Source organism: Paenarthrobacter sp. 10L412 (genome assembly GCF_056395565.1).
The window spans coordinates 23,722-49,566 of record NZ_JBFTJT010000022.1; the positions used below are offsets into that span (position 1 = coordinate 23,722).

At 62.7% G+C, this 25,845-nt stretch carries 22 protein-coding genes and 1 pseudogene; 16 read left to right on the forward strand and 7 right to left on the reverse strand.

Annotated features, from left to right (window positions below; all coding sequences use genetic code 11):
* Window positions 1–40: 40 nt before the first annotated feature.
* From AC1DD7_RS22905 to AC1DD7_RS22950, 10 genes and pseudogenes are all read left to right on the forward strand, one after another.
* Complete coding sequence (locus AC1DD7_RS22905) at window positions 41–631, forward strand: SIS domain-containing protein (RefSeq protein WP_477516703.1); 591 nt, start codon at window positions 41–43, stop codon at window positions 629–631.
* Between the two features lie 90 nt (window positions 632–721).
* Window positions 722–1,792, forward strand: coding sequence for an alkene reductase (locus tag AC1DD7_RS22910; RefSeq protein WP_477516704.1), 1,071 nt, complete (start codon window positions 722–724; stop codon window positions 1,790–1,792).
* A 173-nt stretch (window positions 1,793–1,965) separates the two neighbouring features.
* Window positions 1,966–2,664: a GntR family transcriptional regulator gene (locus AC1DD7_RS22915; protein WP_477516705.1), complete on the forward strand. Its 699-nt coding sequence runs from the start codon at window positions 1,966–1,968 to the stop codon at window positions 2,662–2,664.
* A gap of 180 nt (window positions 2,665–2,844) precedes the next feature.
* Complete coding sequence (locus tag AC1DD7_RS22920; protein WP_477516706.1) at window positions 2,845–3,846, forward strand: sugar phosphate isomerase/epimerase family protein; 1,002 nt, start codon at window positions 2,845–2,847, stop codon at window positions 3,844–3,846.
* Between the two features lie 3 nt (window positions 3,847–3,849).
* Window positions 3,850–5,302, forward strand: a pseudogene (locus tag AC1DD7_RS22925) (dihydroxyacetone kinase family protein).
* A gap of 2 nt (window positions 5,303–5,304) precedes the next feature.
* A complete protein-coding gene (locus AC1DD7_RS22930) occupies window positions 5,305–5,787 on the forward strand; it encodes a ribose-5-phosphate isomerase (RefSeq protein ID WP_477516707.1) in 483 nt (160 codons plus the stop codon).
* Between the two features lie 2 nt (window positions 5,788–5,789).
* On the forward strand, window positions 5,790–6,779 hold the full coding sequence (locus AC1DD7_RS22935; RefSeq protein WP_477516708.1) for a 3-hydroxyacyl-CoA dehydrogenase family protein: 990 nt from the start codon (window positions 5,790–5,792) through the stop codon (window positions 6,777–6,779).
* Window positions 6,780–6,798: 19 nt separating this feature from the next.
* Entirely contained in the window at window positions 6,799–7,563 is a 765-nt protein-coding gene (locus AC1DD7_RS22940) for an SDR family NAD(P)-dependent oxidoreductase (protein ID WP_477516709.1), read from the forward strand.
* 159 nt (window positions 7,564–7,722) lie between these two features.
* A complete protein-coding gene (locus tag AC1DD7_RS22945; RefSeq protein ID WP_477516710.1) occupies window positions 7,723–9,072 on the forward strand; it encodes an MFS transporter in 1,350 nt (449 codons plus the stop codon).
* Between the two features lie 2 nt (window positions 9,073–9,074).
* Complete coding sequence (locus AC1DD7_RS22950) at window positions 9,075–9,845, forward strand: triose-phosphate isomerase family protein (protein ID WP_477516711.1); 771 nt, start codon at window positions 9,075–9,077, stop codon at window positions 9,843–9,845.
* 48 nt (window positions 9,846–9,893) lie between these two features.
* Here the strand turns inward: AC1DD7_RS22950 and AC1DD7_RS22955 are convergent, their stop codons facing one another.
* Window positions 9,894–13,487 (reverse strand): TM0106 family RecB-like putative nuclease, encoded by a 3,594-nt coding sequence (locus tag AC1DD7_RS22955; RefSeq protein ID WP_477516712.1) that lies wholly within the window; start codon window positions 13,485–13,487, stop codon window positions 9,894–9,896.
* Between the two features lie 89 nt (window positions 13,488–13,576).
* Between AC1DD7_RS22955 and AC1DD7_RS22960 the strand changes: the two genes are divergently transcribed.
* Window positions 13,577–14,032 carry a nucleoside deaminase gene (locus AC1DD7_RS22960; protein ID WP_477516713.1) on the forward strand — a complete coding sequence of 152 codons (456 nt, stop codon included), beginning with the start codon at window positions 13,577–13,579 and terminating at the stop codon, window positions 14,030–14,032.
* Between the two features lie 106 nt (window positions 14,033–14,138).
* Here AC1DD7_RS22960 and AC1DD7_RS22965 read toward each other — a convergent pair whose 3' ends face one another.
* Window positions 14,139–16,361 (reverse strand): hypothetical protein, encoded by a 2,223-nt coding sequence (locus AC1DD7_RS22965; RefSeq protein WP_477516714.1) that lies wholly within the window; start codon window positions 16,359–16,361, stop codon window positions 14,139–14,141.
* Between the two features lie 323 nt (window positions 16,362–16,684).
* On the opposite strand from AC1DD7_RS22965, the gene AC1DD7_RS22970 reads away from it, so the two are divergent.
* The gene (locus AC1DD7_RS22970; RefSeq protein WP_477516715.1) at window positions 16,685–17,119 is read left to right on the forward strand and encodes a CBS domain-containing protein; all 435 of its coding nucleotides are present in this window, start codon (window positions 16,685–16,687) and stop codon (window positions 17,117–17,119) included.
* Between the two features lie 55 nt (window positions 17,120–17,174).
* Here the strand turns inward: AC1DD7_RS22970 and AC1DD7_RS22975 are convergent, their stop codons facing one another.
* Window positions 17,175–17,471: a hypothetical protein gene (locus AC1DD7_RS22975; RefSeq protein WP_216926150.1), complete on the reverse strand. Its 297-nt coding sequence runs from the start codon at window positions 17,469–17,471 to the stop codon at window positions 17,175–17,177.
* A gap of 90 nt (window positions 17,472–17,561) precedes the next feature.
* Here AC1DD7_RS22975 and AC1DD7_RS22980 point away from each other — a divergent pair, with 90 nt between their 5' ends.
* Entirely contained in the window at window positions 17,562–20,015 is a 2,454-nt protein-coding gene (locus tag AC1DD7_RS22980; RefSeq protein WP_477516716.1) for a Tex family protein, read from the forward strand.
* Between the two features lie 150 nt (window positions 20,016–20,165).
* On the opposite strand, the gene AC1DD7_RS22985 is transcribed toward AC1DD7_RS22980, so the two are convergent.
* The gene (locus AC1DD7_RS22985) at window positions 20,166–20,570 is read right to left on the reverse strand and encodes a DUF1622 domain-containing protein (protein ID WP_477516717.1); all 405 of its coding nucleotides are present in this window, start codon (window positions 20,568–20,570) and stop codon (window positions 20,166–20,168) included.
* A 33-nt stretch (window positions 20,571–20,603) separates the two neighbouring features.
* Entirely contained in the window at window positions 20,604–21,518 is a 915-nt protein-coding gene (locus AC1DD7_RS22990) for an MSMEG_6728 family protein (RefSeq protein ID WP_477516718.1), read from the reverse strand.
* Window positions 21,519–21,600: 82 nt separating this feature from the next.
* Here AC1DD7_RS22990 and AC1DD7_RS22995 point away from each other — a divergent pair, with 82 nt between their 5' ends.
* The 3 genes from AC1DD7_RS22995 to AC1DD7_RS23005 all read left to right on the forward strand — a co-directional run bounded on the left by AC1DD7_RS22995 (window position 21,601) and on the right by AC1DD7_RS23005 (window position 24,107).
* A complete protein-coding gene (locus AC1DD7_RS22995; RefSeq protein WP_477516719.1) occupies window positions 21,601–22,632 on the forward strand; it encodes an adenosine deaminase in 1,032 nt (343 codons plus the stop codon).
* 155 nt (window positions 22,633–22,787) lie between these two features.
* Window positions 22,788–23,666 (forward strand): pullulanase X25 domain-containing protein, encoded by an 879-nt coding sequence (locus AC1DD7_RS23000; protein WP_477516720.1) that lies wholly within the window; start codon window positions 22,788–22,790, stop codon window positions 23,664–23,666.
* A gap of 132 nt (window positions 23,667–23,798) precedes the next feature.
* Complete coding sequence (locus tag AC1DD7_RS23005; protein WP_477516721.1) at window positions 23,799–24,107, forward strand: acylphosphatase; 309 nt, start codon at window positions 23,799–23,801, stop codon at window positions 24,105–24,107.
* A gap of 9 nt (window positions 24,108–24,116) precedes the next feature.
* On the opposite strand, the gene AC1DD7_RS23010 is transcribed toward AC1DD7_RS23005, so the two are convergent.
* Entirely contained in the window at window positions 24,117–25,016 is a 900-nt protein-coding gene (locus AC1DD7_RS23010) for a ribokinase (protein ID WP_477516722.1), read from the reverse strand.
* Between the two features lie 23 nt (window positions 25,017–25,039).
* On the reverse strand, window positions 25,040–25,813 hold the full coding sequence (locus AC1DD7_RS23015; protein WP_477516723.1) for a GntR family transcriptional regulator: 774 nt from the start codon (window positions 25,811–25,813) through the stop codon (window positions 25,040–25,042).
* Between the last annotated feature and the right edge of the window lie 32 nt (window positions 25,814–25,845).

Here is a 25,845-nt window from a genome sequence, read left to right on the forward strand (position 1 = left end):
GAGCATCGTGGTAAGGCGACCGGGACAGGTGGTGCGCCCGATGGATTCAAGGCAGAACAGGCATGCAGTTGACGTCGTTCTTGGCCATTTGGGCGAGATCGGCCCAGCGGTGGCGGCCCTGCGCCGTGAATCGTCCCGGCTCGCTGAATGGGGAGAAGAACTGGCCCGCGTACGTCTTCGTGGCGGCAGCGTGTTTGCTGCCGGCAGCGATGGCTCTGCGCACGAAGCACAGAGATTCACCTCCGAACTGGCGGCCCACGATGCCAAAAATGGTTCGCCCGGCGACGGCTCTGCCTTCAAAGCCATATCTGTCAGCAATAGCGCCAACGACGGGGACCGCGGAAGCATCAGTGACCAGATTCGAGGTTCTGTTCGGCGCGGCGACATCGTGGTGTTGCTCGCTGCGAAGGGAATCACGGATGATCTCCGCGAGGCCGCGGCCGCCGCCAAAGCTGCCGGAGCACGGGTGTGGGCGCTGACGGGCAAGGAGTCCAAGGACCTTGCCCAAGCCGTCAACGAGGCCATTTGTATCGACACGGATCCTCCTCACGCCGAAGAAGCGCACCTGGTTGCCGTCCTGGCTCTTTGCGAGTGCTTCGATGACTCCATGAGGCTGCGCGGCCAAGGCTAACCAGCTTGTGACCTCCCTCTCATCCGGAATAGTTGCAGACGCTGCACAGTTGCGCAGAGTGAACCCGATTCATTCTGAAAGGAACTGCGCATGCTGTTTTCCCCCTTGGCCCTTGGTGAGCTGGAACTTCCCAACCGACTGGTGATGGCGCCGTTGACCCGGCTGCGGGCCGGCGTTGACGGCATTCCCGGTTCACTGATCGCCGAGCACTACCGGCAGCGCGCCTCCCTTGGGTTGATTGTCAGCGAGGGAACGTACCCGACGCCGGCCGGTCAGTCGTACCCCGGCCAGCCTGGATTAGTGACGGAAGCGCAGATTGCAGGCTGGAAGACGGTCACTGACGCCGTCCACTCTGAAGGTGGACGCATCTTTGCCCAGATCATGCACGGCGGCCGCGTTTCCCACGCGGACATCACGGGCGGCCACGAAATCGTGGGCCCGAGTGCCGTTGCCATCGAGGGCGATGTCCGCACTCCTAACGGCAAGCAGCCGTACCCGGTGCCGCGTGAGCTCCGCACGGACGAGCTCCCGGGACTCATCCAGGATATTGTCACCGCCTCGAAGAATGCGATTGAGGCAGGATTCGACGGCGTGGAACTCCACTCCGCCAACGGTTACCTGCTGCATGAATTCCTTGCGCCCAACTCGAACGTCCGCACCGACAGCTACGGTGGCTCCCCGGAGAACCGCGCCCGGTTCGTGATCGAGACCGTCAACGCCGTGGTCGAGGCACTCGGTGCCAACCGCGTGGGCATCCGAATCTCCCCGGAACACAATGTGCAGGGCATCGCCGAGACGGATGCCGCGGACGTCCGCGCCACCTACGAGGTGCTCGTGGAGACCATTGCGCCGCTCAACCTGGCTTACCTCAGCATCCTGCACCACAACCCCCAGGGCACTTTGGTCCAGGATCTTCGCCAGCGCTTCAATGGCACGTTCCTGGTGAACACCGGCTTCAGCGAAATCACCACGCGCGATGAAGCCTTGGCAATCGTTGCCGATGGCCTGGCCGATGCTGTCGTGGTGGGCCGTCCGGCCATTGCCAACCCGGACCTCGCGCGCCGCTGGCGTGAAAGCCTCCCGCTCAACGAGCCGGACGCATCCACCTTCTATGGCGACGGGGCCGAGGGTTACACGGACTACCCGTTCTACGCCAACTAAAGCGCAGCACCACAGGCAAAACCACGACGTCGGCACTCACCGGAGTGCCGACGTCGTGGTTTAACGTGTGGCCCCCAACTGGCTGGCATTAGTGGTTGTTTAGAGCCCTGAAAACAACCACTAATGCGAGCCAGTTGGGTAGTTCCGCGCCTGCTTCCTATAGGATTTGTGGCATGTCTGAACCTTCGCCGGCTCTTCCCCGCCCCGGCTTTCCCGTCAGCCGCCAAGTGTTGGCGGATCACGTTTATGAAGCCCTCCTCGAGTGGCTCATGGATGGTCGGCTCGAACCGGGGGCGGCCGTCAGCATCGACGGAATGGCGCGGGAACTGGACGTTTCCCCCACTCCCGTGCGTGAGGCATTGGCGCGACTGGAGCACACGGGCATGGTGCGGCGCGTGGCGTTGAAGGGGTATCGCGTGGCCCCCGTGTTCACGCGCGAGGATTTCGCTGAACTCATGGAAGCACGGTTGTCCATTGAGCCTGTGAATGCCCGACTGGCGTGCGAGCGCATGACTTCGGAAGGCCTGGACGCGTTGAAGCAAGCGGTCGAGGATCTGAAAACGGCACCTCGCGGCGGCACGTTTGCTGAATACCGCAGCTACCTTGAGGCCGACGAGCGTTTCCACCAGTTGATCGCGGCGCAAGCCAGGAACCAGTTCCTGCTCACGGCCTACAACACACTGGGCGGGCAGATCCAGCGCTTCCGGTTGTTTGGGGGAGTGGGCATCACGGATGCCGAGCAGGCTATCGCCGAGCACCAAGCCGTGCTCGACGCGATGACGAGCGGGGACCCCGGGAAAGCGGCGGAGGCAATGATCAATCACGTGGAAAAGGTGCGGGGTCGGGCCATGGCTGACGCGCCTGAAGACTGAACACCTGCCGCTCCATGAGGCTCGTCGCGCATGCGGCGGGCCTTTTTCGTGCCCTGCGTGAGCCCCTTCACAGTCATATGTAAGACATATAGGATCTAGGAAGTTTCGCGAAAGGGGTTGACAGCTTTGCTTGGTTCGTAAATCCTATAGGAAACAGGATTCCACGAAGGAGTGTTCATCATGGCGTACACCGCCGAGAATTGGCCGATTACCGCGGCCCTCCTGCAGTTCCCGGGCGCCGACGCTTCGGGACAGCAGGTCAACGACGCCGATGCTTCCGTTTGGGCGGCCGTCCTGCAGGAAGTGAAAGAGGCTGGGTTTGCCAACGCCGACCTCACGGACAGCTGGGTCCGCCCGGGCGATCTCAGCAACGAGCGCCTTGCCGAGTTCAAGCAGACGGCTGACGAAGTGGGCATCGGAGTGCCGGTCATCTCCGCAATCCGCCGCAGCGTCATCCACCAGACGGACTGGGCCGACAACCTCGCCTACAGCCACCGCACCATCGACGCCGCTGCGGAGCTTGGATGCGAGGTTGTCTCCTTCGGACTTCACCAGGCCATCACGCCGGAGCAGCAGAAGCAGTTGTGGTTCTGGACCGTGGAGGGTTACAAGGACCCGGTAGGCGACAAGGAAATGTGGGGCAACGCAGTATCCCGCCTTCGAGAACTCGGTAAGCATGCAGCAGAAGCCGGCATCCTCATCTCCCTGGAAATGTACGAGGACACCTACCTCGGCACCGCTGATTCATCCGTGCAACTGGTCCAGGACATCGGATTGGACAACGTCGGCCTCAATCCGGACCTCGGAAACCTGATCCGCCTGCACCGTCCCATCGAGGACTGGCGCGAGATGGTGGCCAAGACCCTGCCGTACTCCAACTACTGGCACATGAAGAATTACATCCGCGACGAAGATGTGGCCCGCGACAGCTACATCACCATGCCCGCACCCATGGAAAGCGGCCTGATTAACTATCGCGAGGCATTCAAGTTCGCTCTCTCCGTCGGGTTCCAGGGCATCCTCTGCACCGAGCACTACGGCGGCGATGGACTCAGCGTCACGGCCAGCAACCAGGAATACCTGCGCCGCCACATCCTGCCCAAGACCGAGGGTTACAAACTCGGCACGAGCCAGGTAGCGCAAGGCCGGCAGACACCGGTAAACCAGCTCGCAGGAGTCTAAGGAATGACACAGATTTTCGACAACCCGGCAGACTTTGCCGATGAAGCCCTGGACGGCTTCGTGGCTGCCAACCGTGGCTATGTTGCCCGGGTAGATGGCGGCGTGGTCCGCTCTACCGAAGTACCTGCCGGACAAGTGGCGTTGGTGGTCGGCGGCGGTTCCGGGCACTACCCGGCCTTCGCTGGATTGGTCGGCCCCGGACTTGCAACGGGTTCGGCCTGCGGCAACATGTTCGCCTCCCCGGCCGCTGGGCAGGTGTACCGCGTGGCCAAAGCGGCCAATGCTGGAGGTGGAGTTCTGCTCAGCTATGGCAACTACGCTGGCGACGTCCTGCACTTCGGCCAGGCACAGCTCCGCCTCAACGCCGAGGGCATCGAAACGCGCACTGTCACCGTCACGGACGACATCGCCAGTGCCCCGATCGATCAACGAGAGAAGCGTCGCGGGATCGCAGGCGACCTGACAGTCTTCAAGATCGCAGGCGCCGCCGCCGAAGCGGGACTGAACCTTGACGACGTCGAGCGTTTGGCCATCAAGACCAACTACCGGACCCGATCCCTGGGCGTGGCCTTCGACGGCTGTACTCTGCCCGGGGCAACGGATCCGCTGTTCCACGTCCCGGCCGGGCAGATGTCCCTGGGCCTCGGGATCCACGGTGAGCCCGGAATTTCCGAGCACCCGATGCCCACCGCGTCCGAGCTCGCCGAGCTGCTGGTCACCAAGCTGCTCGCGGACAAGCCCGAGGACGCCGGGGACCGCGTTGTGGCGATCGTGAATGGCCTGGGCACGGTCAAGTATGACGAACTCTTCCTGCTGTTCGGCAAGGTCGAAAAGCTGCTCACTGCCGCTGGTCTTACCGTCGTTGAACCGGAATGCGGCGAGCTGGTGACCAGTTTGGACATGTCCGGACTGTCCCTGACGCTGCTCTGGCTGGACGACGAACTCGAACAGTATTGGGCGGCGCCCGCCGATACTCCCGCTTTCCGCAAGGGCAGCATGGCACCCCGCGCAGCACGCGCCGAGGCAGCGATCGTCGACGCCGAAACCGCCGACATCGAACAGCCCACCCCGGCGGCGGCGGAACTCGGGCGGCAGGCCGTGGCGATTCTTGCCCAGGTGCGGGACGTCGTCGTCGAACACGAAGACGAGCTCGGCAAGCTGGACGCTATCGCCGGCGATAGTGCCGTTCCGGGATGCGTTCCTGACAGAGCTCGACGGCGGTGCTCCCGTGGATCGGGCACTGGCAGCAGCTGCTGCGGCTGCTGAATTGGCTGCCGCGCAGACCGCTGAACTGCGGCCACTCAAGGGCCGGGCGCGCCCACTGGCAGAGAAGAGCCTCGGCCATCCCGATCCCGGCGCAGTCTCCTTTGGCCTGATCGCCACGAGGATCTCCCAACACATCGATTCACTACTGGCCAGCGCTGCTTCAGCGGCTCCGGCCGGAAACGGAGCCTGAGAATGAGCGATACCCAAGGCTGGCGCATCGTCGTCGGCAATGACGAAGCCGGAGTGGAATACAAGCAAGCACTGTTGGCACTGCTGGAATCCGACCCGCGTGTGGCATCAGTGACCGATGTGGGAGTGGGTACCAATGATTCCACGGCCTATCCCCACGTCGCCGTCGATGCCGCCCGCAAGGTAGCTGACGGTGAGTTCGATCGAGCCCTCCTGATCTGCGGCACCGGGCTGGGCGTGGCCATTGCGGCCAACAAGGTTCCCGGAATCCGTGCGGTTACCGCCCACGACAGCTACTCGGTGGAACGGTCCGTGCTGAGCAACAATGCGCAGGTCCTCACGCTCGGGCAGCGGGTGATTGGCTTGGAACTGGCCAAAAAGCTCGTAGGGGAATGGCTCGGCCACCGCTTTGACCAAAACTCATCCTCCGCCGCCAAGGTGGACGCCATTTGCTCCTACGAGCCCCACTACACGAAGGCAGTTTGATCATGACCATTCCTGAAGCAACCGAAGGCACCGCGAAAAGCGCAGCCCGGAAGATCGCCGTCGTCGGCTCCGGCTACATGGGCGGCGGCATCGCCCAGGTCCTGGCGCTCGGCGGAGCGCGCGTGGCTTTGGCGGATGTGTCTGCCGAGATCGCGCAGAAGAACTTCGATCGCCTGCTGGTCGAATCCGATCAGTTCATCGCCGATGGTCTGTTCCCGGCGGGATCCACTGAAATCCTCAAGCAGAACCTGTGGGCTGCGAAGGACATTGAGGAAGCCGTTGCTGATGCCGACTTCATCGAGGAATGCGTTCCCGAGGTCCTGGAAATCAAGCACCAGACCCTGGCCCGGATCAGCGCCGCGGCCCGGCCGGATGCCCTGATTGGCTCCAATACCTCCACGATTTCCATTGCCGCCCTGGCAGAAGCCGTGACCAACCCGGAGCGGTTCCTGGGCGTTCACTTCTCCAATCCGTCGCCGTTTATCCCCGGTGTCGAGGTCATTCCGCACGCCGGCACTGCCGCCGCCACGGTAGCCGCTTCCCGCGAGCTGGTTCACGCGGCCGGTAAGCAGACCGCCGTTGTGAAGGACGTTACGGGCTTTGTGCTCAACCGCCTGCAGTACGCGCTGTTCCACGAAGCTGCGCAGCTGGTGGAGCAGGGCATCGCAACAGCGGACGACGTCGACACCCTGGTGCGTACGACGTTCGGCTTCCGCTTGCCGTTCTTTGGTCCCTTCGCGATCGCGGACATGGCCGGTTTGGATGTCTACAACTTCTGCTACAAGTCCCTGCAGACCGGCTTCCCGGAGCGGTTTGCGACGCCGAAGATCCTGTCGGACCTCGTGGAGGCAGGCAAACTCGGCACCAAGACCGGCGCGGGCTTCCTCAACGTCCCCGCCGAGCGCACCCCGGAACTCATCGCATACCGGAACAAGGCCTACGTCGCCATGCAAAAGCTCATTGAAGAGCTTGGCCCGGCACCCATCAACTAACTCTTTTTAGGAGAAACACATGACTTTCCCCGCTGAACGCACCGCCATCGTCACCGGCGCTGTTTCCGAGCGTGGCATTGGCCGCGCCACGGTGAACTACCTGGCCGCCCAAGGCTGGAACATCGGCATCATCGATCTTGATGACGCTGCCTGCAAGGCTGCAGCCAAGGAAGTTGCTGCAGAATACGGGGTCCAGGCCCACGGAGTCGGCGCGAATGTCGCCAGCGAAGCTGAAGTCCGGGCCGCGATCGACGAGCTGGAAGCCGAACTGCCGCAGATCGTCGCCTTGGCCAACGTCGCCGGCGTCAGCTCGCCCATCGGCTACCTGGAACTCGAACCTGCCGAGTGGGACCGCGTACTGAGCATCAACCTCAACGGTGTCCACTACGCCACCCGTCGAGTGGCCGAATCCATGGTGAAGAACCGGATCGGCCGCATCGTGAACATCTCCTCGGTCTCTGCCCAGCGCGGTGGCGGAACGTTCTCCAAAACCCCCTACTCGGTTGCCAAGGCTGGTGTCATCGGCCTGACCCGTGCCACAGCCCGGGAACTGGGCGAATACGACATCACCGTCAACGCGATCTCACCCGGTCCCATCGACACCGACATCATGGGCGGCACGCTGAGCGAGGAACGCAAGGACGAACTGACCAAGGACCTCGTGGTGAACCGCGTGGGCTCCACCAGGGACATCGCCGCCGCCATCGCCTTCCTCATCAGCGAGGACTCCGGATACATCTCCGGCCAAACGCTGAATGTGGATGGCGGCCTGTACATGCACTAGGGCTTCCCCCAATGAAGGCCTGGACCAGAGAACGCAAGATCTACCTTGCCGTGGGCATCCTTGCCTGCGCAGTGGGCATGGTGCTCATTTTTTTCCCGCGCTGATGGCGCGCTGCCTTAGCCATCACAACCCCAACTGATTGCTCAAAGAGGAGTTTCAATGTCCGTTGCCTCAACTTCCACTAAGGAGTTGCTGGATTCGCCGATTCTGAAGTCGGCCATATCCAAGGCTTCGCTGCGGCTGATGCCGATGCTCGTCATCCTGTACGTGGTGGCATTCCTTGACCGCACCAATGTGGGTTTCGCCGAAGCTGCCCTTGGGGTAGATAAAGGCATCACGGCAGGTGCTTATGCCCTGGGTGCTGGCATCTTCTTCATCGGCTATGCACTGTTCGAGATCCCCAGCAACCTGCTGCTCACCAAGTTCGGCGCCAAGGTCTGGCTTGCCCGCATCGCCATCACCTGGGGCATAGTGTCCGCGTGCTTCGCCTTCGTGCAAGGTGAGACGTCGTTCATCATTCTCCGCTTCCTGCTGGGTGTTACGGAGGCAGGGCTGTTCCCAGGCGTCATCATGTTCCTCGCCGCCTGGTTCCCCAACAAAGTCCGTGTGAAGATGTTCGCCATCTTCTACCTGGCTCAGCCTCTCTCGCAGATGCTTGGCGCCCCGCTGTCCGGCTGGCTCATCAACATCGGTGACCAGGTTCCCGGGGTCGCAGGCTGGCAGGTCATGTTCTTCGTTGAGGGTTCGTTGGCCATCGTGGCAGGCATCGCGTCCTTCTTCTTCCTCATCAACAGCCCACAGGACGCCAAGTTCCTGAGCAAAGAAGAGAAGGTAGCCCTGACCGATGTCATGGCACTGGAAGATACCGTCAAGGAAGAATCAGGTCCGCGCGGCGTCCTGGCAGCCATGCGCAACGGCCGAGTCTGGTACTTCACCGTCATCTACTTCTGCCTCCAGGTAGCCGTCTATGGCGTCACCTTCTACCTGCCGCAGCAGGTGTCCCAGCTCACCGGCCAAAAGGTGGGGCTCGCCGTCGGACTTCTGGCCGCTATCCCGTGGTTCTTCGGGATCTTTGCCTGCTACTTCGTGGGCAAGGCTGCAAACACCGTGGCACTTCGCCGACGCTGGGGCACCGCATTGTTCGTCTCCACGGGGCTCTGCATCTTCGGTTCCGCTTGGGCCGGCGCCAACCACCTTCCGGCGCTGGGCATCATCTTCATCAGCCTGGCGGTGTGCAGCTTCCTGTCGACCGGTCCCATCTGCTGGTCATATCCGACGGCGTTCCTCACCGGAACTGCCGCGGCTGCCGGTATCGGGCTGATCAACTCCCTGGGCAACCTCGGCGGTTTCGTCGCACCGATCCTTCGCACCACGGTTAACCAGGTCACGGCCTCGGACACGGGTACCATGGGTGTCTACGCTCTGGGTGTCCTGCCCTTCCTGGCCGCGTTGATGATGTTCGGCACCCGGGCCTTCACCAACAAGGCCGACGAGCTGCTGGACAAGTAGCCGTGAGTAGTGCTGCCCTTACAGGCCCCTTGTTCATCGGGGTCAGCGCCAAGATGTACATGGGCTATGCGCAGAGTTTGGCATGGCTGGAGCAGTTGCTGGCAGAAGTGGACGCCCGTCCGGCCCTTGCGGCCGGGCGGGTGGTCCCGTTTGTGATCCCATCCTTCCCGGTGCTGCCGGCCGCGTCCGCGATGCTTCAGGGGTCGCCGTTGGTCCTTGGGGCCCAGAACAGTGGCTGGTCGGACGGGCCGTGGACTGGCGAAGTCTCTCCGTCGATGCTTGCCGAGCTAGGTGTTGGCTTGGTGGAGATCGGCCACGCGGAACGGCGGCAGTACTTTGCCGAAGACGATGCCATGGTGGCCCTGAAGGTTCGTGCCGCCGTCGACGCCGGCCTGACGCCATTGCTGTGCGTGGGGGAGGCCGTGCTTGCTGGACCTGAAGATGCCGCCGGTACTGTCTTTCGGCAAGTCAAGGCGGCCGTTTCCGGAGACTGGTCCATCGCTTCCCAATTGGTGATCGCCTACGAACCCGTGTGGGCCATCGGTGCTGCAGAGCCGGCGTCGGCCGTTTATGTGTCCCAGGTTGTAGCTGCTCTGCGGGCATTGCTCGGTGCCCACGGATTGGCTGAGTTGCCCATTATCTATGGCGGCTCGGCCAAACCGCGTCTACTGCCGCAGCTGGATGGTGTCTCCGGACTCTTCCTGGGCCGCTTCGCGCACGACGCCACCAACTTCGGCCGCGTGTTGGACGAGGCGCTCGCCCTCCCCAACTGACTGGCATTTGTGGTTGTTCCCAGAGCTGGGAACAACCACTATTGCCAGCTACATGGGCCGGGTACGCGCTAAGGTGACCCCACGCTGGCATAGGGCCACAAAGCCGCCAAGGTTTTCCAAGCCCTCCGGATGCGTTGGGAGGTAATTGGTCAGTTCAGGTGAACGCACGACGACGGCGCGCCACTGCCCGCGCGATACCGCCACGTTGATTCGGTTGCGCAAGAGCAGGAACTCCATGCCGCGGGGCACTTCCCCTGCGGCTGAGGCGGCCATGGAGACGATGACCACCGGCGCTTCCTGGCCTTGGAACTTGTCTACCGTTCCTACCCGCACTTTTGCCCACCCGGCTGTGCGCAGCTCGTGCTTGATCAGCTGCACCTGGGCGTTGTAAGCGGCGACCACCAGGATGCCGCTTTCTTCAAGAGGCCGGCTTCCCGGTGATTCAGAGGGGTTTGTCCAGAGTAGGCCCACGTGCGCCTGGACTTGGCGGACAACTTCCGCGGCTTCCTCGGGCGAGCTCGTCGAGTTGCCGGTGTGGGGGACGTATACACAGGAAATGCCAGGGGTGGCACCATCCAAGTGGCGAAGTGATGCGGCCGGCGCTGCTTCGAGTCGGTGGTCGTACGAGAGTTCCGAAACGGCGTCACACAGGGCAGGGTGCATCCGCCAGGACAGCGCCAGAAAATAACCGAGTTCGGGCGGCAACGTGTTGTAGCCGTCCGACAACCACCCCAGCGCAGATTCGTCCACAGGTTCGGGGTGTTTGCCTTGGGTGACTTGCGGTAATTGCTGGGGATCACCCAGCAGCAGGAGGCGTTTTGCTGCGCGGCTCACAGCCATGGTGTTGGCCAGGGAGAACTGTCCGGCTTCGTCAATGACCAGCAGATCCAGCGAGCCAGCAGGAACTTCCTTGCCTACCATGGCCCATGCAGTACCGCCGATCAGAGCTCCACCCGGTTTGGACAGGAGGTCGCTGACGTCGGCCTTTGCGCACGCACTCCACGGCACCGGATCGCCGTGCTTCACTTCCTTGGCCACGCGTTCAGGATCCACGCCTGCCTTCTCAACGGCAGCGCACAGCATGTGCTCCACCACGGCATGGGACTGGGCCACAACGCCGACTTTCCAGCCATCTGCCACGAGCCGGGCCAGGACGTGTGCCCCCACGTGCGTTTTTCCGCTGCCGGGAGGACCTTGGACTGCCAGGTACGAATGGTCCAGGTCCATCACAGCAGCAGTGATGGCGTCGATGTAGCCATCAGGGCCCGGTTCCACAGCAGGCAGAGTTTCCAGGCTACGCAGTTTTGGCGGCTTCCTTCGCACCAGGTCCAAGGCGGGATCTTGCGGCCATTCCGGCAGCGAATCGCTGAGCCTGCTGGCCAACGCTGCAAGTGCTGCCCTTTGCCCCTTCGTGGCAATGGGCGGATCCGGAGTTAGCGCCATAGGCAGTTGGCTGAACGCCGTGGAGTCCTTGCGAAGGCCTTCGGCGATGGTGACTGTTTCGAAGTCATCGTCGTCCCCCACCTCGGAGACCAAGGTTCCGTTCCAGCCTGCACGGCCAAGCGCGGCGGATTCCTTCCCTTGGAGCGAGTCCGGCAGAGGAGGGCCGTACATGCGGAAGTATTTCTTGCCGGGTTCCAGCCCTGCGCCATCACCGGACCGGCCATAGAGCTTCACGAGCCGCGCAGGGTTGCTCCGAGGTGTGGGTTTGGCCCAGTCCTGCATAAGTTCGGCATGGTCGACTATGAAGAGGTCGCGCTCGTCAGGCCACTGAGAGGTGGGCTTTTCCAAACGGTCGAAGTGTCCCCACCAGTGCTGCTTGTCCTCGCGACGGTGATACCCAACGCCTGCGGCGACGATGCCAATGGCGCGTGAATCGGGGGTGGCTCGCTTGTCCTCGGGCAGTCCGGCGATGTAGTCGAACAGTGCTTTCTCTTCCGGCGCAGCCTCATACTGATCCGGTTCCGTCTTGTCCGGTCCGGTTTCTGCTGGGGCCGTATTTTCCGTTCTACCCTGCGGCACGATGGACCGCTCCGCGGCGCGGGCAAGAAGCCAATTGCGCAGCTCCAACGTTGAGACGCAGTCGTACTCGTTGTAGTCCCTGATGCTTTCCAGAATGGCCGCGGCCTGGTCAGGGTTATCGGTGTCCCGCGCCGTGCAGTAGTCGGCGTAGGCAACCACGGAGGCTCCGGCGTCGGTGACATCACCGGAGCGCAGGTGCTGGCCCATGTAGAGGGGCTCGAGTTTCTTGATGCTGTACGAGTTCTCGGACACGCGGATGCTGTGGCGGACGGTGTCGTAGAGGTCCACCAGGACGCCTTGGCGCAAGAGATCATCGACGGCGGTTTCACCCGTCACGTGCGTCAGCGACAGATTACGGAGGGCCGTCTTCTCGTAGGCCGCGTAGTGGTAGATATGCATGCCCGGGTAGCTGGCACGGCGCTTGGCAACATACTCCAGAAAGTCTACGAATGCTTGGCCTTCTTCGGCCCGCGAATGCGCCCAGAACGGGCGGAAAACCGGTTCGGCGCCAGGCTCCAAGGGGTTTTCGATGACACCGAAAAGGTACTCGAGACCCCATCTGCCTGTGGCTGGATCCTGCCAGAGGGGATCGCCCTCGAAGTCAAAGAAGATGTCCCCGGGGTCCGGCGCGGGGAGTCTGCCGAGGGTGTTATCCGGCAGAACCTTGTAGCTCACGGCTTTGGCCTCGCCGGCTTTGTCCGTGTAGTTCACGGTCCCATCAGGAGTGCCCGTGCCCGTCTGGAGCTGGGCTTGCTCGCGAAGGCGCAGGAGCGTGGGGTCGCCGACTTCCGGGAGCGCGGCCAGTTGGTCGATGGTGGTGACCCCGGCCTCCATCAGCTTCTTGCGGCGGCTGATGCGCATACCGGCAACCATGAGGAGGTCACGGTGCAGTTTTACTTGCTCGGCACAGTAATCGCAGCGGCCGCACGCGGAGAAACGGGAGTCGCCCCATTCAACGGGTTCAGAAGCAGCCCTATGGGCCGTGGTCATTCCGAGGAAGCGTTCCCGGCGTTCTTTGAAGACGGGCAAAATCTCCGCGAGCGGGTGATCGCTGTGCACGCGGTTGCCCAGGACCAAGGTGACTGTGGGATCCGGCGTAATACCGGCCTGAAGTAGTTGATCGCCATAGGCAGCCAGCTGCAAAAGCGCAGTGACCTTGGCATGGCGTGCAAGCTTGGTATCGAAGACGGCGTACTGACCGCCGGGACGCTTGACCAGGAAGTCGGAGCGCCCGTGGAATTGGCCATCGAAGAACGCGGCCTGGAACACGATATCCGCTCCGGATCGCAAGGCGTCGATGGATTCCGCATGCTTGGCCAAAAGGGTGGTGCGGTCCATGGCGGAGGCGGGAACGACGTCGTAAACGCCCTTTCCTGTGGCCGGGTTCCACGGGCCGAATTCGGCCACGAACTCATCCAGAACCCTGTGCTCGTGGACGTCGCCGAGCTTCGCCGTGCGTTCCAACATGGCATCTGCAGCGAACTCAGCTTTGGGGGAGCGGCCCAGTTTTTCGTCGAGTTTCCGGAGCAGCTGGTACTCACAGGTGGCAGCGATGACAAGATCGCTGGCCGAGAACACCAAATCCGGCGCGCCAGCTATCTCCGAATCGAGAAAGAACACCGTGACCTACTCCCTGTTGCCGGATGACCCACGCGAAGTGGACCATAAAGCCAAGCTATCAGCGGCCCCCGACAATTTAGACTGCACCCATGACTGAAACAGCACCTGCCACCGCCGATCCCGCTTTCGAAGCCGCCTACGAGGCCGCACAAAAGAGTCTCAGCGAGGGCGGGATCCCTATTGGCGCCGCTTTGGCCCGCGGTGGGAAGGTCATCGCGAGTGGGCACAACGAACGTGTCCAGCAGGGCGATCCGATCGCCCATGGCGAGATGTCAGCGTTGCGCGCTGCGGGCCGGCAAAAGAGCTACCGGGACACCACGCTCTACACCACGCTTGCGCCGTGTGCGATGTGCACGGGAACCATCATCCAGTTCAAGATTCCGCGCGTCGTGGTGGGCGAAGCGGAGACGTTCCCGGGCGAATTCGACCTCCTGCGTTCGCGTGGTGTTGAAGTGGTGGTCCTCGATGATCCCCGCTGCGTGGACATGATGCGCACCTTCCAGGAAGAACACCCTGAACTGTGGGCCGAGGACATCGCGGAATAGCTGCAACAGAAGAGAGCGCGACGGCGGCAGCCACCTTTTCGAGCGATGGGAGCATGCCGCCGTCGCCGGCTTCTTAGGAGCCACATGCCAAACGGTCATCCGACGACTATTTGGCAGGCTTCCTCGGAGCCGACCGGCGGGAACGGGCCGCCGGAGCTGATGGGATCAGTTCCTTGACCTGGGCCAGGACAGTCGGGTTCACGCCGCGGGCGCCAAGATCTTTGGCGAGGGTTTCCACCTCCGACTTTGCGGCTGCCGCGTTATCCGCCTTCACATGCAGATCCCTCCGCAGTTCCACGAGCTTCCGGTACGCCAGATTGTTCGCCGGGCCGCTGCCTTTCTGGTAGCTCGCAAGCCCGGCATCCGTCAGCGCAAGTGCCCGCTCAGGATCGGCGCTGTGGTGCTTCACCATCTTGTCTTCCTTGCGGCGATAGAAGTCATCTCCCACGGATTGCGCGACGGCGGTAGCCGCCTTGACGCCCAAAGGCTCACCACCGAACCGCTCCGCTGCCTCCGTGAGGGCGTCCAGCCCTTTGCTCAGGTGGGGCGACATGGACCCTTCGAAGGCGAGCGTGAGTCCTACTTCCCGCGTGAAGAACTCGGGAGCAAACCGATCCTCCTCCCGTGTGACGGGGAAGCCGACCCGCAAAGGCAAGGTGTTGGACGCTTGGACGATGCCCTCCGTCGAATAGATGGCGCGGACCAGATACTGGCCGGGCTCATCGAAAGCGAAGCCCTGCACTCCAAATGCCAACTGGACCAGTTGGCTGTAGCGGTCACTGCCATCACTGGCGGCGCCGGCGGCTGGTTCCAGGGTCACCGGTTCCGGGAGGCCGTAGAAGCAGACCACGGATTCGTGCAGGACCACCGTTCCGTCCGGCTTCTGCACGTATACAGTGGTGTTCCCGAACCTGGGATCCAGGCGGCCATCCACGACTACGGGTACATCGCTGGTGTTCCGCAAACGGAATTCAATGGACACAGGCTCCATGTAGTCGAAGTGGCTCTTGGCTGAGAGCGTCAGTTCAACATCGCTGCCCGGCCCGGAGACGGTCATGGCGCCGGCCGGGGATTCCAGATGCCCACCGGAAGCCCACGGATCTCCACCCATAATTACGGATGCGCGGTCGCCATGGCGCATGTGGAGCAGTTCGTCGTCGTCGAACCGGAACCGGAAGTTGCCCCAGAAGGTATCGGCACCGTTGCGTTGATCGTATTTCCAGTCGTAGTTCATCCAGGACAAGGAATCCGGCCTCGCCTTGTCCCACGCATGCAGGAAGTTGAAAGCGTGCCCTGCCTCGTGAACCCACGTGTACAGGAAGTGGCGCATCGCCCAGGCCTGATCCTGCGTGGTGGGGTTGGAGACAAGGTTCGTGAACCAGGAGTGGTTGCGGAAGACCGCAAAACCCTGGCGATCCGGACCGCGACCCGCGCCGCCAAAGCCCGCAGCGGCGTCGAACATAATGCCACCAACTCCGGCGGTGTCGAAGAGGCCGGCCTGCACGCCCCAAAGGTTCCAGGCAGGCCATCCCGAATTGAACTTGCCGAAGGAGGTTTCCATGGCATCGTGAAGTTCGCCGACGTTCCACGAGGCGAAGCCGGCGGCACTGTCATCGATCACTGTATGGACCGGATCGATGGTGACGGCGACTCCCGCGTCCAGGTACGAGGACTCGATGGTGATGGTGCGGTCAGCCAGGTCTGCAGGGCGGTTGTTATGTGAGTGGCTGTTGTAGACGGGCGCCTTGGGTTCGATGTCCACGGACGTGCAGTAATCCAGCTCAAGGTTCATATCGCGGAAACAGCCCGAACGGTAGGCACATGCGTATGGCTGCGCGGCAACGCCACCTGCCGTGAAAGTGACTACTGCGCCAGTGATTGCCCCGTGGGACCAGGACACGGTGATTTCCACCGTTGTGGCGGGATGCGTGCCTTTCCAGTAACGGACCGTTCCAGTGATGTGTGCATCCGCGCGGCTCATGGTGACTACCGGGGTATCCACAATCCAAGACTCCACATAGGTCTTCACGAGTTGGTTGACGCCACCTGTTTTGACCCAGCGGGTGCTGTAAAGATCGCCACTGATTTTGTTCAGCACCGGGGATTCCACGCCCTGGCGGGGATCGACGTCCAAGCGGAGGTCCAGCGCGCTGCCAACAGGGCCGCTGCTGGCCTGGTTGCCTTCATAGCGGCCGCTGACGGGAGCCGAGCGCCAGCACCTCCACCAGTCTTCGGAGGGCCATGTCAACGTGCTGGACCGGAACGGGGTTTCACTGGGGTGGTGGGGGACAGGGTTGTAGTGGGTGCCGGGGACGTTGGGGGTGTCCATGTGAGGATCTTTCTCGCTCTGCAAGCAGTCAATATGCGTTCGCCCATCAAGGGATGACCAGTTGGACGGCATGACGGTTCAGGGCGGGGCGATGCATGTGGGGAGTCCCGAAGGGGTGAAAGTGGCCATGCCCAGAAGCCGTGTGTAACCCAAAATGAGGATACTCCACCGAATGGATTATATCTAGGGAGGCCTCATAATTTTCTGCCCGGCAACCTTCCGGATCGCCTAGTCAGCCGCAGCCGCCAAGCGTAGGCTGGCAACATCGGCGTCGGAGCCGAAGGACCCCGCGTCGATGAACCCCATTCGATGAAGGAGGACCCATGAGTGTCGTACGTGAATTCATGACGACGGATGCACAGTGCATCCCGGAAGACCAGACTCTTCAGGACGCCGCCCGCATGATGAGGGACTTGGACTGCGGTTCACTTCCCATCTGCGGCAATGACGGCAAGCTCACCGGCTTCATTACTGACCGCGACATCGTGGTCAAGTGTTTGGCCGAGGGAAAGGACGCCCGCGAAGTCCGGGCAAGCGACCTCGCCACCGGTAAGCCGTACTGGGTTGACGCTGATGCCAACGTTGACGAAGCCATCAACATGATGGAAGAGCATCAGGTTCGCCGTCTTCCCGTCATCAAGGATCACAAGCTGGTAGGCATCATCAGCCAGGGAGATATTGCCCGCAACCACTACGCAGAACAGCGCGTGGGCGAAATGGTGGAGCACATCTCCGCCAAGGAGCACATGTCCCACTAGCGGCCAACCAGCCCGCAGTATTCCAGGTAATCCAGCCGCCGCGAAGCGCTCCCCGTCAGAGGAACGCCTCGCGGCCCGTTCCTTCGCGCAGCACGAGTTCGTCATCCTCTATGGAGACAATCAGGCTCCTGGGTTTACCAGCGAGCTTTTTCGTTGCGCTGAGCTTTCTGCTGCGGACTTCAACTCCCACCGTGGCGCCTTTCGCCGGCAGTTCCACCGTGATTTCGTCGGCCATTCCCAACAGCATCTTGGTGGACACATCCCGTTCGGACACAGCTTCCTTGCCGTTGACGGTCACGCTCACGTCATCGGAAACAAACCCGTCCTGAAGGATGATGAGCAGTTCCTGCATGCTCCAACTACAGCACTAACAGCGCTCCCGGCATAGGCTTTCCGGAACCCGAACCTGAAAACTGTCGGTCATGTGAGGCAAACTGTCAGGGTGACTCAATCTCTCCAACACCAGTCAGCCGACTCTGCCATCCATCACCTCATCGCCAACGAACTCGGCGTCAAGGCCTGGCAGGTCAAGGCCGCGGTGGAACTGCTCGACGCCGGATCCACCGTTCCCTTCATCGCCCGCTACCGTAAGGAAGTCACCGGGACGCTCGATGACACCCAGCTCCGTGATCTGGAGGAGCGCCTCCGGTACCTGCGTGAGTTGGAAGAGCGGCGCAAGACCGTCCTGGAAGCGATAGCAGCCCAAGGCAAGCTGACCCCGGAACTGGAAGCCGCCGTCGTCGGTGCTGACACCAAGGCGCGGCTGGAGGACATCTACCTTCCCTTCAAATCGAAGCGCCGAACCAAGGCACAGATTGCGCGCGAGGCCGGGCTGGAGCCGCTGGCCGACGTCCTGCTCGCCAACCCACAGTTGGATCCCGAAACCGAAGCCGCCAAGTACCTCAACGCCGAGCACTCCATTGAGGATTCTGCCGCCGCGCTCGCAGGTGCCCGCGCCATTCTTGTGGAGCGCGTTGCCCAGGACCCTGACCTGGCCGAGGACCTGCGCGAGCGGCTCTGGAAGCAGGGGCGCATGGTCTCCCGCGTCAAGAAGGGCAAGGAGGCCGAAGGCCAGAAGTTCAAGGATTACTTCGAGTTCACGCAAGTCCCGTCCGGAATGCCGTCGCACCGGGTGCTCGCCCTGTTGCGGGGTGAAAAGGACGGCGTACTTGAGCTGGACCTCGCCGAAGCAGACCCCGCGGACGACGACGCCCTGGCCGCCGCCCGAGGCCGCTACGAGAACGCTGTGGCCAAGTGCCTTGGGGTCGCCAACCACGGCCGTCCCGCCGATCTCTGGCTCACCCAAACTGCCCAGCTCGCCTGGCGCGGTCGCATCCTGGACCGCCTCACCACTGATCTTCGCGGACGCATGTTTGCTGACGCCGAGGATGAGGCTGTCCGGGTCTTCGCCGCTAACCTGCGTGATGTCCTGCTCGCTGCGCCTGCCGGCAACCGCTCCACGCTCGGACTGGACCCGGGACTCCGCACCGGCGTCAAGGTGGCTGTGGTGGATGGCACGGGCAAGGTGGTTGCCACGGACACCATCTATCCCCACGCGCCGGCAAAGAAATGGGACGAGGCTTTGGCTACCCTCGGCCGCCTCGCCAAGCAGTACAACGTGGAACTCGTGGCAATCGGCAACGGCACAGCGTCGCGGGAAACGGACAAGCTGGCCACCGAGCTCATCAAGTCCCTTGAGGCCGCAGGTTCCAAGGGAGTCCAGAAACTCGTTGTTTCCGAGGCCGGGGCTTCTGTGTACTCTGCGTCCGCCTTGGCAGCTTCCGAGCTGCCCGGCATGGACGTCTCACTCCGCGGAGCTGTCTCCATTGCCCGCCGGCTTCAGGATCCGCTGGCCGAACTGGTGAAGATTGAACCCAAGTCGATCGGCGTTGGCCAGTACCAGCACGATGTCACCGCCGCCAAGCTGGACCGCTCACTGGATGCCGTGGTGGAAGACTGCGTGAATGCCGTGGGCGTGGACGTCAACACGGCGTCCCCTGCCCTGCTGAGCCGAGTGGCCGGCGTCGGACCTTTGCTGAGCGAAAACATTGTGGCGTACCGCAATGAGAATGGCCCGTTCGCCAAGCGGAGCGACCTCAAGAAGGTACCCCGCCTGGGAGCGAAGGCGTTCGAGCAGTGTGCAGGCTTCCTCCGGATCACCGGGGGAGCGGAGCCGTTGGATGCTTCCAGCGTGCACCCTGAGGCCTACTCCGTTGCCCGCAAGATCCTTGTCGCGGCCGGTGGCGGGCCCACCACTTCACTGGATCCCCAGGCATTTGTTGACGGCACGTTCGGCCTGCCGACCGTCAAGGACATCATGACCGAGCTCGAGAAACCGGGCCGCGACCCCCGTCCTGCGTTCAAGGCGGCGTCGTTCTCCGAAGGCATTGAAAAGATCTCCGACCTCAAACCGGGCATGATCCTGGAAGGCACCGTCACCAACGTTGCCGCGTTCGGTGCTTTCGTGGACGTGGGAGTGCATCAGGACGGGCTGGTCCATGTGTCCGCACTGTCCAACAAATTCGTCTCGGACCCCCACGAGATCGTGAAATCCGGTCAGGTAGTGCGGGTCAAGGTGCTCGAAGCCGATCCCGAGCGCAAGCGCATCTCCCTGACGTTGAGGCTCGACGACGAACCCGGCGCCGCGGGCGGCCGCGGTCCCGGAGGACGTTCCTCGGGCGGAGGCAACTCTGGCGCAGGTAACCCGGGTGCACGGGATGCTGGAGGGCAGCGCTCGGGTGGGCAGCCGGGCCAGCGTTCGGGTGGCCAGCCGGGCCAGCGTGGTGGTGGCCAGCCGGGCCAGGGCGACCGTCGACAGGGCAAACCCCAACAGTCTGAAGCTCCCGCCAACACAGCTATGGCCGAGGCACTTCGTCGGGCAGGGCTCGGGAAGTAGCCAGCCGCAGCCCGCGAAACCCCACCTTGTTCGCCCGTCATGCCGTACTACGGTATGTCAGGCGAACAAGGGCGGGACGAACTCCGCACCGGGACGAACGCGGGACCCGGAAACGGGAGCCGCTAGACGGAGCCGCTGCGACGGACGATATTACGACGGAACCGACGAGCCATCCGGAACTGAGCTGCCGCCGTCGGGCTCTTTCTCCTTCTGCCACGGCCAGCGGCCTGTGATCTCCAACTCGAGCGAGAAGCTCAGGAACGTCCGGATCAGCACGATGATCGCCAGAACGCCCACACTTTCAAACGTGGGCGTCACAGCAACTGTCCGGATGATGTCGGCGGCCACCAGGAGCTCAAGGCCCAGGAGGATGGACCGTCCCAGCAATTGCCGGTAGGCGCGATAGGGCGAAAACGGGGCGAGGCCGCGGGCGCGTTTGGGTTGGTACCCGCGCAAGGCGAGCGGGATGGAAACCAGCGCCCCAACCACCATGACTGCCACGCCGGCGAAGTCCATGTACCGGCCGACTTCTTCGATGATGTGCTGGAAATCCATGGCCCTCCCTTGCCGTTACTCTGCGGGCTGCCGTTACTGTGCCGGTGCGGGGATCGGGAAGAAGACCCGGGGGTCCTGCAGCAGGGCCGGGTAGTCGAAATCGGAGCGCTTGACCACGTCAGTAACTTCGAAGTTGCGCGCGAACTTACCCTCAACCGTGATAGGCCGTCCCTGGACCAAGCCGACGGCGAAGATCTGGCCGCCGTCGAACGGGACGGCGATTTCGGTCTTGCCGGGAAGCGTATTGAACGCGGCTTCCTGGGCTTGGCGTTTCCGCGTGGGCTTCTTCTCCAGCACCTTGGCAGGACGTTTTTTGGGGCCCTTGAGTTGGCGGCGGGACTTCTCTTCCGCGTACACGAATTGGTATTCGCCGGCTTCAGATTCAGCAGCGGCCTTTGCCTTACCGTGACGAGGCATGCTCACCGTGGTGAGCTGCTCTGGACGGAGGTCCTCTACGTTGGACCGCAGGATCCAGAGACGGTCCTCTTCAGGGTCTTCGGGGTGGAACTCGTGCTTGGGCTCAGGCCATATGTATTCAAGCTTTTCTTCGACGCCCGGGAAGAGCGGTCCGTAGTACTTGGGGTCTTTACCGATGAGCTTGGAGCGGTGGCTGAGGTGCAGGTCCTCGTAGCCCAGCCACGGCGGCATGATGATCCTGGAGGCGTAGTCCGGGTGTGCGGCCTGGGGTGCGAACTCCGCGATGTTGTTGCGGGTGTTGTCCGGGTGGCCGCGCTGGATCCATTCGTCGGCCATTGCCAGGCCGTACATGGTGAGGGCGGGGACGTGGCCCATCCACATGCGGACGGCGGGGTGCTGCTGCCAACCGTACTCCGGGATGACCAGTGCGCGGAGGACCTGGAGGGCTTCGACGCGCTGTTTGCCGAGCCTTGAGGTGTCGAGCGCCGCGGCGCTCTCACGGAAATCGGCGAAAGGGAGGAAAGTCTGCATCCTTTCAGTTTGGGGGTCCCGCGGCGAAGAACCAAGTTGAGTGCTCCGGGACACGTACGGATATGGGGCCTAGAGTTGTCGAGTGGAAACTTTTGGCGAGAAAACGACGACGACGGCGCCCCCGGTTGCCGAACTGCACCTGCACATCGAAGGGACTCTCCAGCCAGAGCTGATCTTTGCCCTGGCCGAACGCAACGGCATCGAACTGCCGTATGAGGACATCGAAGAACTGCGGGAGAAGTACGAATTTACGGATCTGCAGTCCTTCCTTGACCTGTACTACGCCAACATGGCCGTCCTGCAGACCGAGCAGGACTTTACCGACATGACCCGCGCTTATCTTCAGCGTGCCGCAGCCGGGGGAGTGCGCCACGCGGAGATCATGATGGATCCCCAGGCGCATGTGTCCAGGGGGGTCCCGCTTGAGGTGTGCGTCAACGGTGTCGCGAATGCGCTGGCGACGTCGGAGGAAGACTTCGGCGTTTCGACACTCCTCATAGCTGCCTTCCTCAGGGACATGTCCCAGGAATCCGCACTTGAGGTGCTGGACCAGTTGCTCGCGATGCACGCCCCCATTGTCGGCATTGGGCTGGATTCAGCAGAGGTGGGCAATCCGCCGTCGAAATTTGAGCGACTGTACCAGCGCGCCGGTGACGCCGGGTTGCGAAGGATCGCCCACGCGGGTGAGGAAGGGCCGGCCGCCTACATCACCGAGGCCCTGGACGTGCTGCATGTGGAGCGGATCGATCACGGTATCCGCTGCATGGAAGACACGGAGGTGGTGCAGCGGCTCGTCGCCGAGCAGGTGCCCCTGACTGTTTGCCCGCTATCCAACGTTCGTTTGCGTGCAGTGGATAAGCTGGCCGACCACCCACTGCCGGAGATGCTTGCCATCGGTTTGAACGTTTGCGTGAACTCGGACGACCCCGCCTACTTTGGCGGCTATGTAGACGAGAACTTCGAGCAGTTGGCCAAGGTCCTTGAGTTCTCGGTTCCGGAGCAGGCCACTTTGGCGGCAAACTCGATCCGCTCCTCGTTCGCCAGCGACGCCCGGAAAGCTGTATTGCTGGATGAAGTGACGGAGTGGGTCAAGGCGTCCGTGCCGAGCCAATAAACCCTGAATTGGCGCTAAAGGCGAGACCCGTCGATCACTTCCGGCCTCGGGAATGTCATACTCGGTCACGACACACGGTGTTTACCAATATCAGTCGCGCGAATTAACAATTCATTGGCAAACTGCAAGGGATTATTCACCGTAGAAGGAGAAGCATGGGCGCGAACACCGCCGAGAACACCAACCTTCGTCTGAAGGCCGTACTGGACATCCTCGCTGAGGGCGTATGGTCTGGAGCCACGCTGAACGCAGGGGAAGTCCTGGCAGAGGCCATCGGACGCGTTCCTTTCAACGATCATGAGGCTGAACTTCTCAGTGGGGGTATTCCCCGCGGCCACAAAACCCTGACGTCGGCATCGGCAAAGCTGGTCAAGGCCGGCTGGCTGGTCAAGGGGCGTTCGGGATGGACCATCCCGGACGACGGCTTGAGGGCGACTGTTGCCTTCCCTGACGTTTCGGCTTTCGCGGAGGCCCTCGACGCCGGAACACCGGTACCAGCCGATGTTCCCGTGCCTACGGCCCCTCCCGCCAAGGCCAAGACGAAGCGTGCGGCAACACCAAAGAAGGTTGCCGCTCCGAAGGCTGCCTCCACCACGGCTGCCGCAACTAAAGCTGCCACCGCCAAGGCTGCGACCTCCAAGGCTGCGACCACTAAGGATGCGCCAGCCGCGAAGAAGGCTTCCACTCGCAAGGCTCCTGCGAAGGCAGCGGCGGCTCCCGCCGTCGAGGCCCTGCCCCAGCCGGACGCCGTCGCGATTGCGGGTGACTTCAACAAGATCCTGGGCGCTCCGGAAGACTGGGCTCCCCAGTACGACGAAGTCCAGATGGAGTTCAACCCGCTGGTTCAGCTGTGGACGCTGACGGCTGAACTGCCGGCCGGTTTCTACACGTACAAGATCGCGCTGAACCGTTCGTGGGATGAGAACTACGGCGCGTTCGGAGTCCGGGATGGTGCCAACCACGAGTTGAACCACGACGGCGGCTCGGTAACCTTCACGTACGACCACGCGACGCACGACATCGTGGTGGCCTGACCTAGTCCTTGCCGCGTTCCAGACCCGCCCTTGTTCGCTCCTCTCGCCCTTGTGCGGTGAGTAGAGCGGACAAGGGCGGGTTTCGTGGGCCAAGCACTCGGCATCACGGGTGCGCGCGGCTAGATTTGGTCCATGACTGAGTCGCTGGAAAACCGCTACGGCGATGAGACGCTAAGAGTCACAGCCCGCATCACCGGCGTCGTCCAAGGCGTGGGATTCCGCTACTGGACTGCTCGCAAAGCGGATGAGCTCATGCTGAAGGGGACCGTCCGGAATAATCGCGACGGATCCGTGCAGGTGGTCGCCGAGGGATCCGTAGCCGATGCCGAGGCGCTGGTGAGTTGGCTCCATTCACCACGGGCACCTGGTCTCATTGCGAATATTGAATTCGAGGTTTCCGATGCCACGGGGGAGTTCGACGAGTTCCGGATCGTGGGCTAAACCGCCTGATCAGGCCCCGAAAGACGTTCGCGTCGCGTCAACGTAATGCTCCAACGACTTCAGCGCAGGCTGCGACGAAGCATCGCGGACAGCGTCCGCACCCACGGCGTTGGCCACTGCCAGGGCGTGGCTGTGCTCAAGTCCGGAGCGGAGGGCCAGGACCAGCGCGGCGCAGAAAGCATCGCCGGCTCCGATCGTGTTCGCGATATCCGTGACGCGAACCGCAGGAGCTTCGGCCACGCGTTCGCCATGCTCAAAGATCGCCGAGCCCTCGCCCCCATACGTCACGGCAACCAGGGGCGCCGTGCGAAGGGCAGGGATCAGGGCGTACTCGGTCTCGTTCACGATCACCAGGTCGCAGCGTTCCAGGAGCTCCGGAATGATGGGCGCAGCAGGCGCTGCGTTGAGGGCAAAGTAGCCTTTGGTCCGGCGGGCGGCTTCCAGCACCACGTCCTGGTCCACTTCAAGTTGGCAGAGGACTGCTTCTTCCTCCGCGAAGGAGACTCCCTCCACGGACACGTCGGCGTTCGCGCCCGGGCACACAACAATCTGGTTCTCGCCTTCGCCGTCCACCAGAACCAATGCTGTCCCTGTGGCGGCATCCACCTGCGCGATGTCCTGGACGTCGACGCCGGCACTCGCCATGGCGTCCAGGAGGGTGCGGCCTGCTTCGTCCCGGCCTACTGCCCCCACCATGCGGGAGGTGCCTGCGAGCCGGGCTGCCGCCACTGCCTGGTTGGCGCCCTTGCCGCCGGGCTGCTGACGGAGAACGGCCCCGCCGACGGTTTCGCCCGGGGTCGGGAGGCGGCTGGCGGTAGCCGTGATGTCGAGGTTGATGCTGCCCACAACGGTGAGCGGGGTGCTCGTGGGAGCCAAAATGGGCGCGGAAGACTGAGGGGAGGAGCTCATGGAAGGGCCTTTTCGGGGAGGATTCAGGAGGACTGGATGACGGAGAGGTGACCGGCCTTGGCGGCCACGAGGCATTTGGCCAGGTAGAACGGGGAGCCCTGGCGGCGGACGTATTGAGTGAGGACCAGAACCGGCTCGGAGGGGCGAAGATCCAGCAACTTTGCGCGGCTGGGACCGGCCGTACTCAGGCTGATTTCGCATTCGCCAGGTCCAAGCGACGCCCCCGGAAGCCCGCTGAGGACCTCCAAAAGCGTGGAAGCCGAAAGGGTGGGAGCTTCGGCTGCTTCTGAGAGTGCCTCGGCTTCGGGGATTCCTTGAGCCACGTTTTCCTGCAGGTGGGCCACGGGCTCGCCATTGCGGATCAGCACGCTTTCCCAAAACCAGACGTCCTGGCCTGGTTCCACGCCGATTCCGGGGGCAACGAATTCGGAGGCTGGCTGCTTAATCGCAGCAACGCGTTTGACCTGGATGTCCTGTTCCGGCCCGCCTAGGAGTTGATCGAACGGGCGGATGTGTTCGATGCCAATCCGGGGCAGCGAATCGGCCACGAATCGTCCGACTCCCCGCCGTGCCCTGGTGAGTCCGTCTTCCTCCAACAGCATCAGCGCTTCCCGGATTACGGTGCGGCTGACGTCCATCATGACGCCCAGCTCGGTCTCGGTGGGGAGTAACGAGCCGGGAGGGAGGAGCTTGGTCCTTATTGCCTCGGCGATGCGTGAGTATGCCGCAACGCGCAAAGGCTGGCCGGGTTGGGGCGCAATGGGTCGGGACAGGAACTGGACGGCATTGTCGGTCAAGGGTGCCTCGCTTGGGTTTGGTTACGGACACT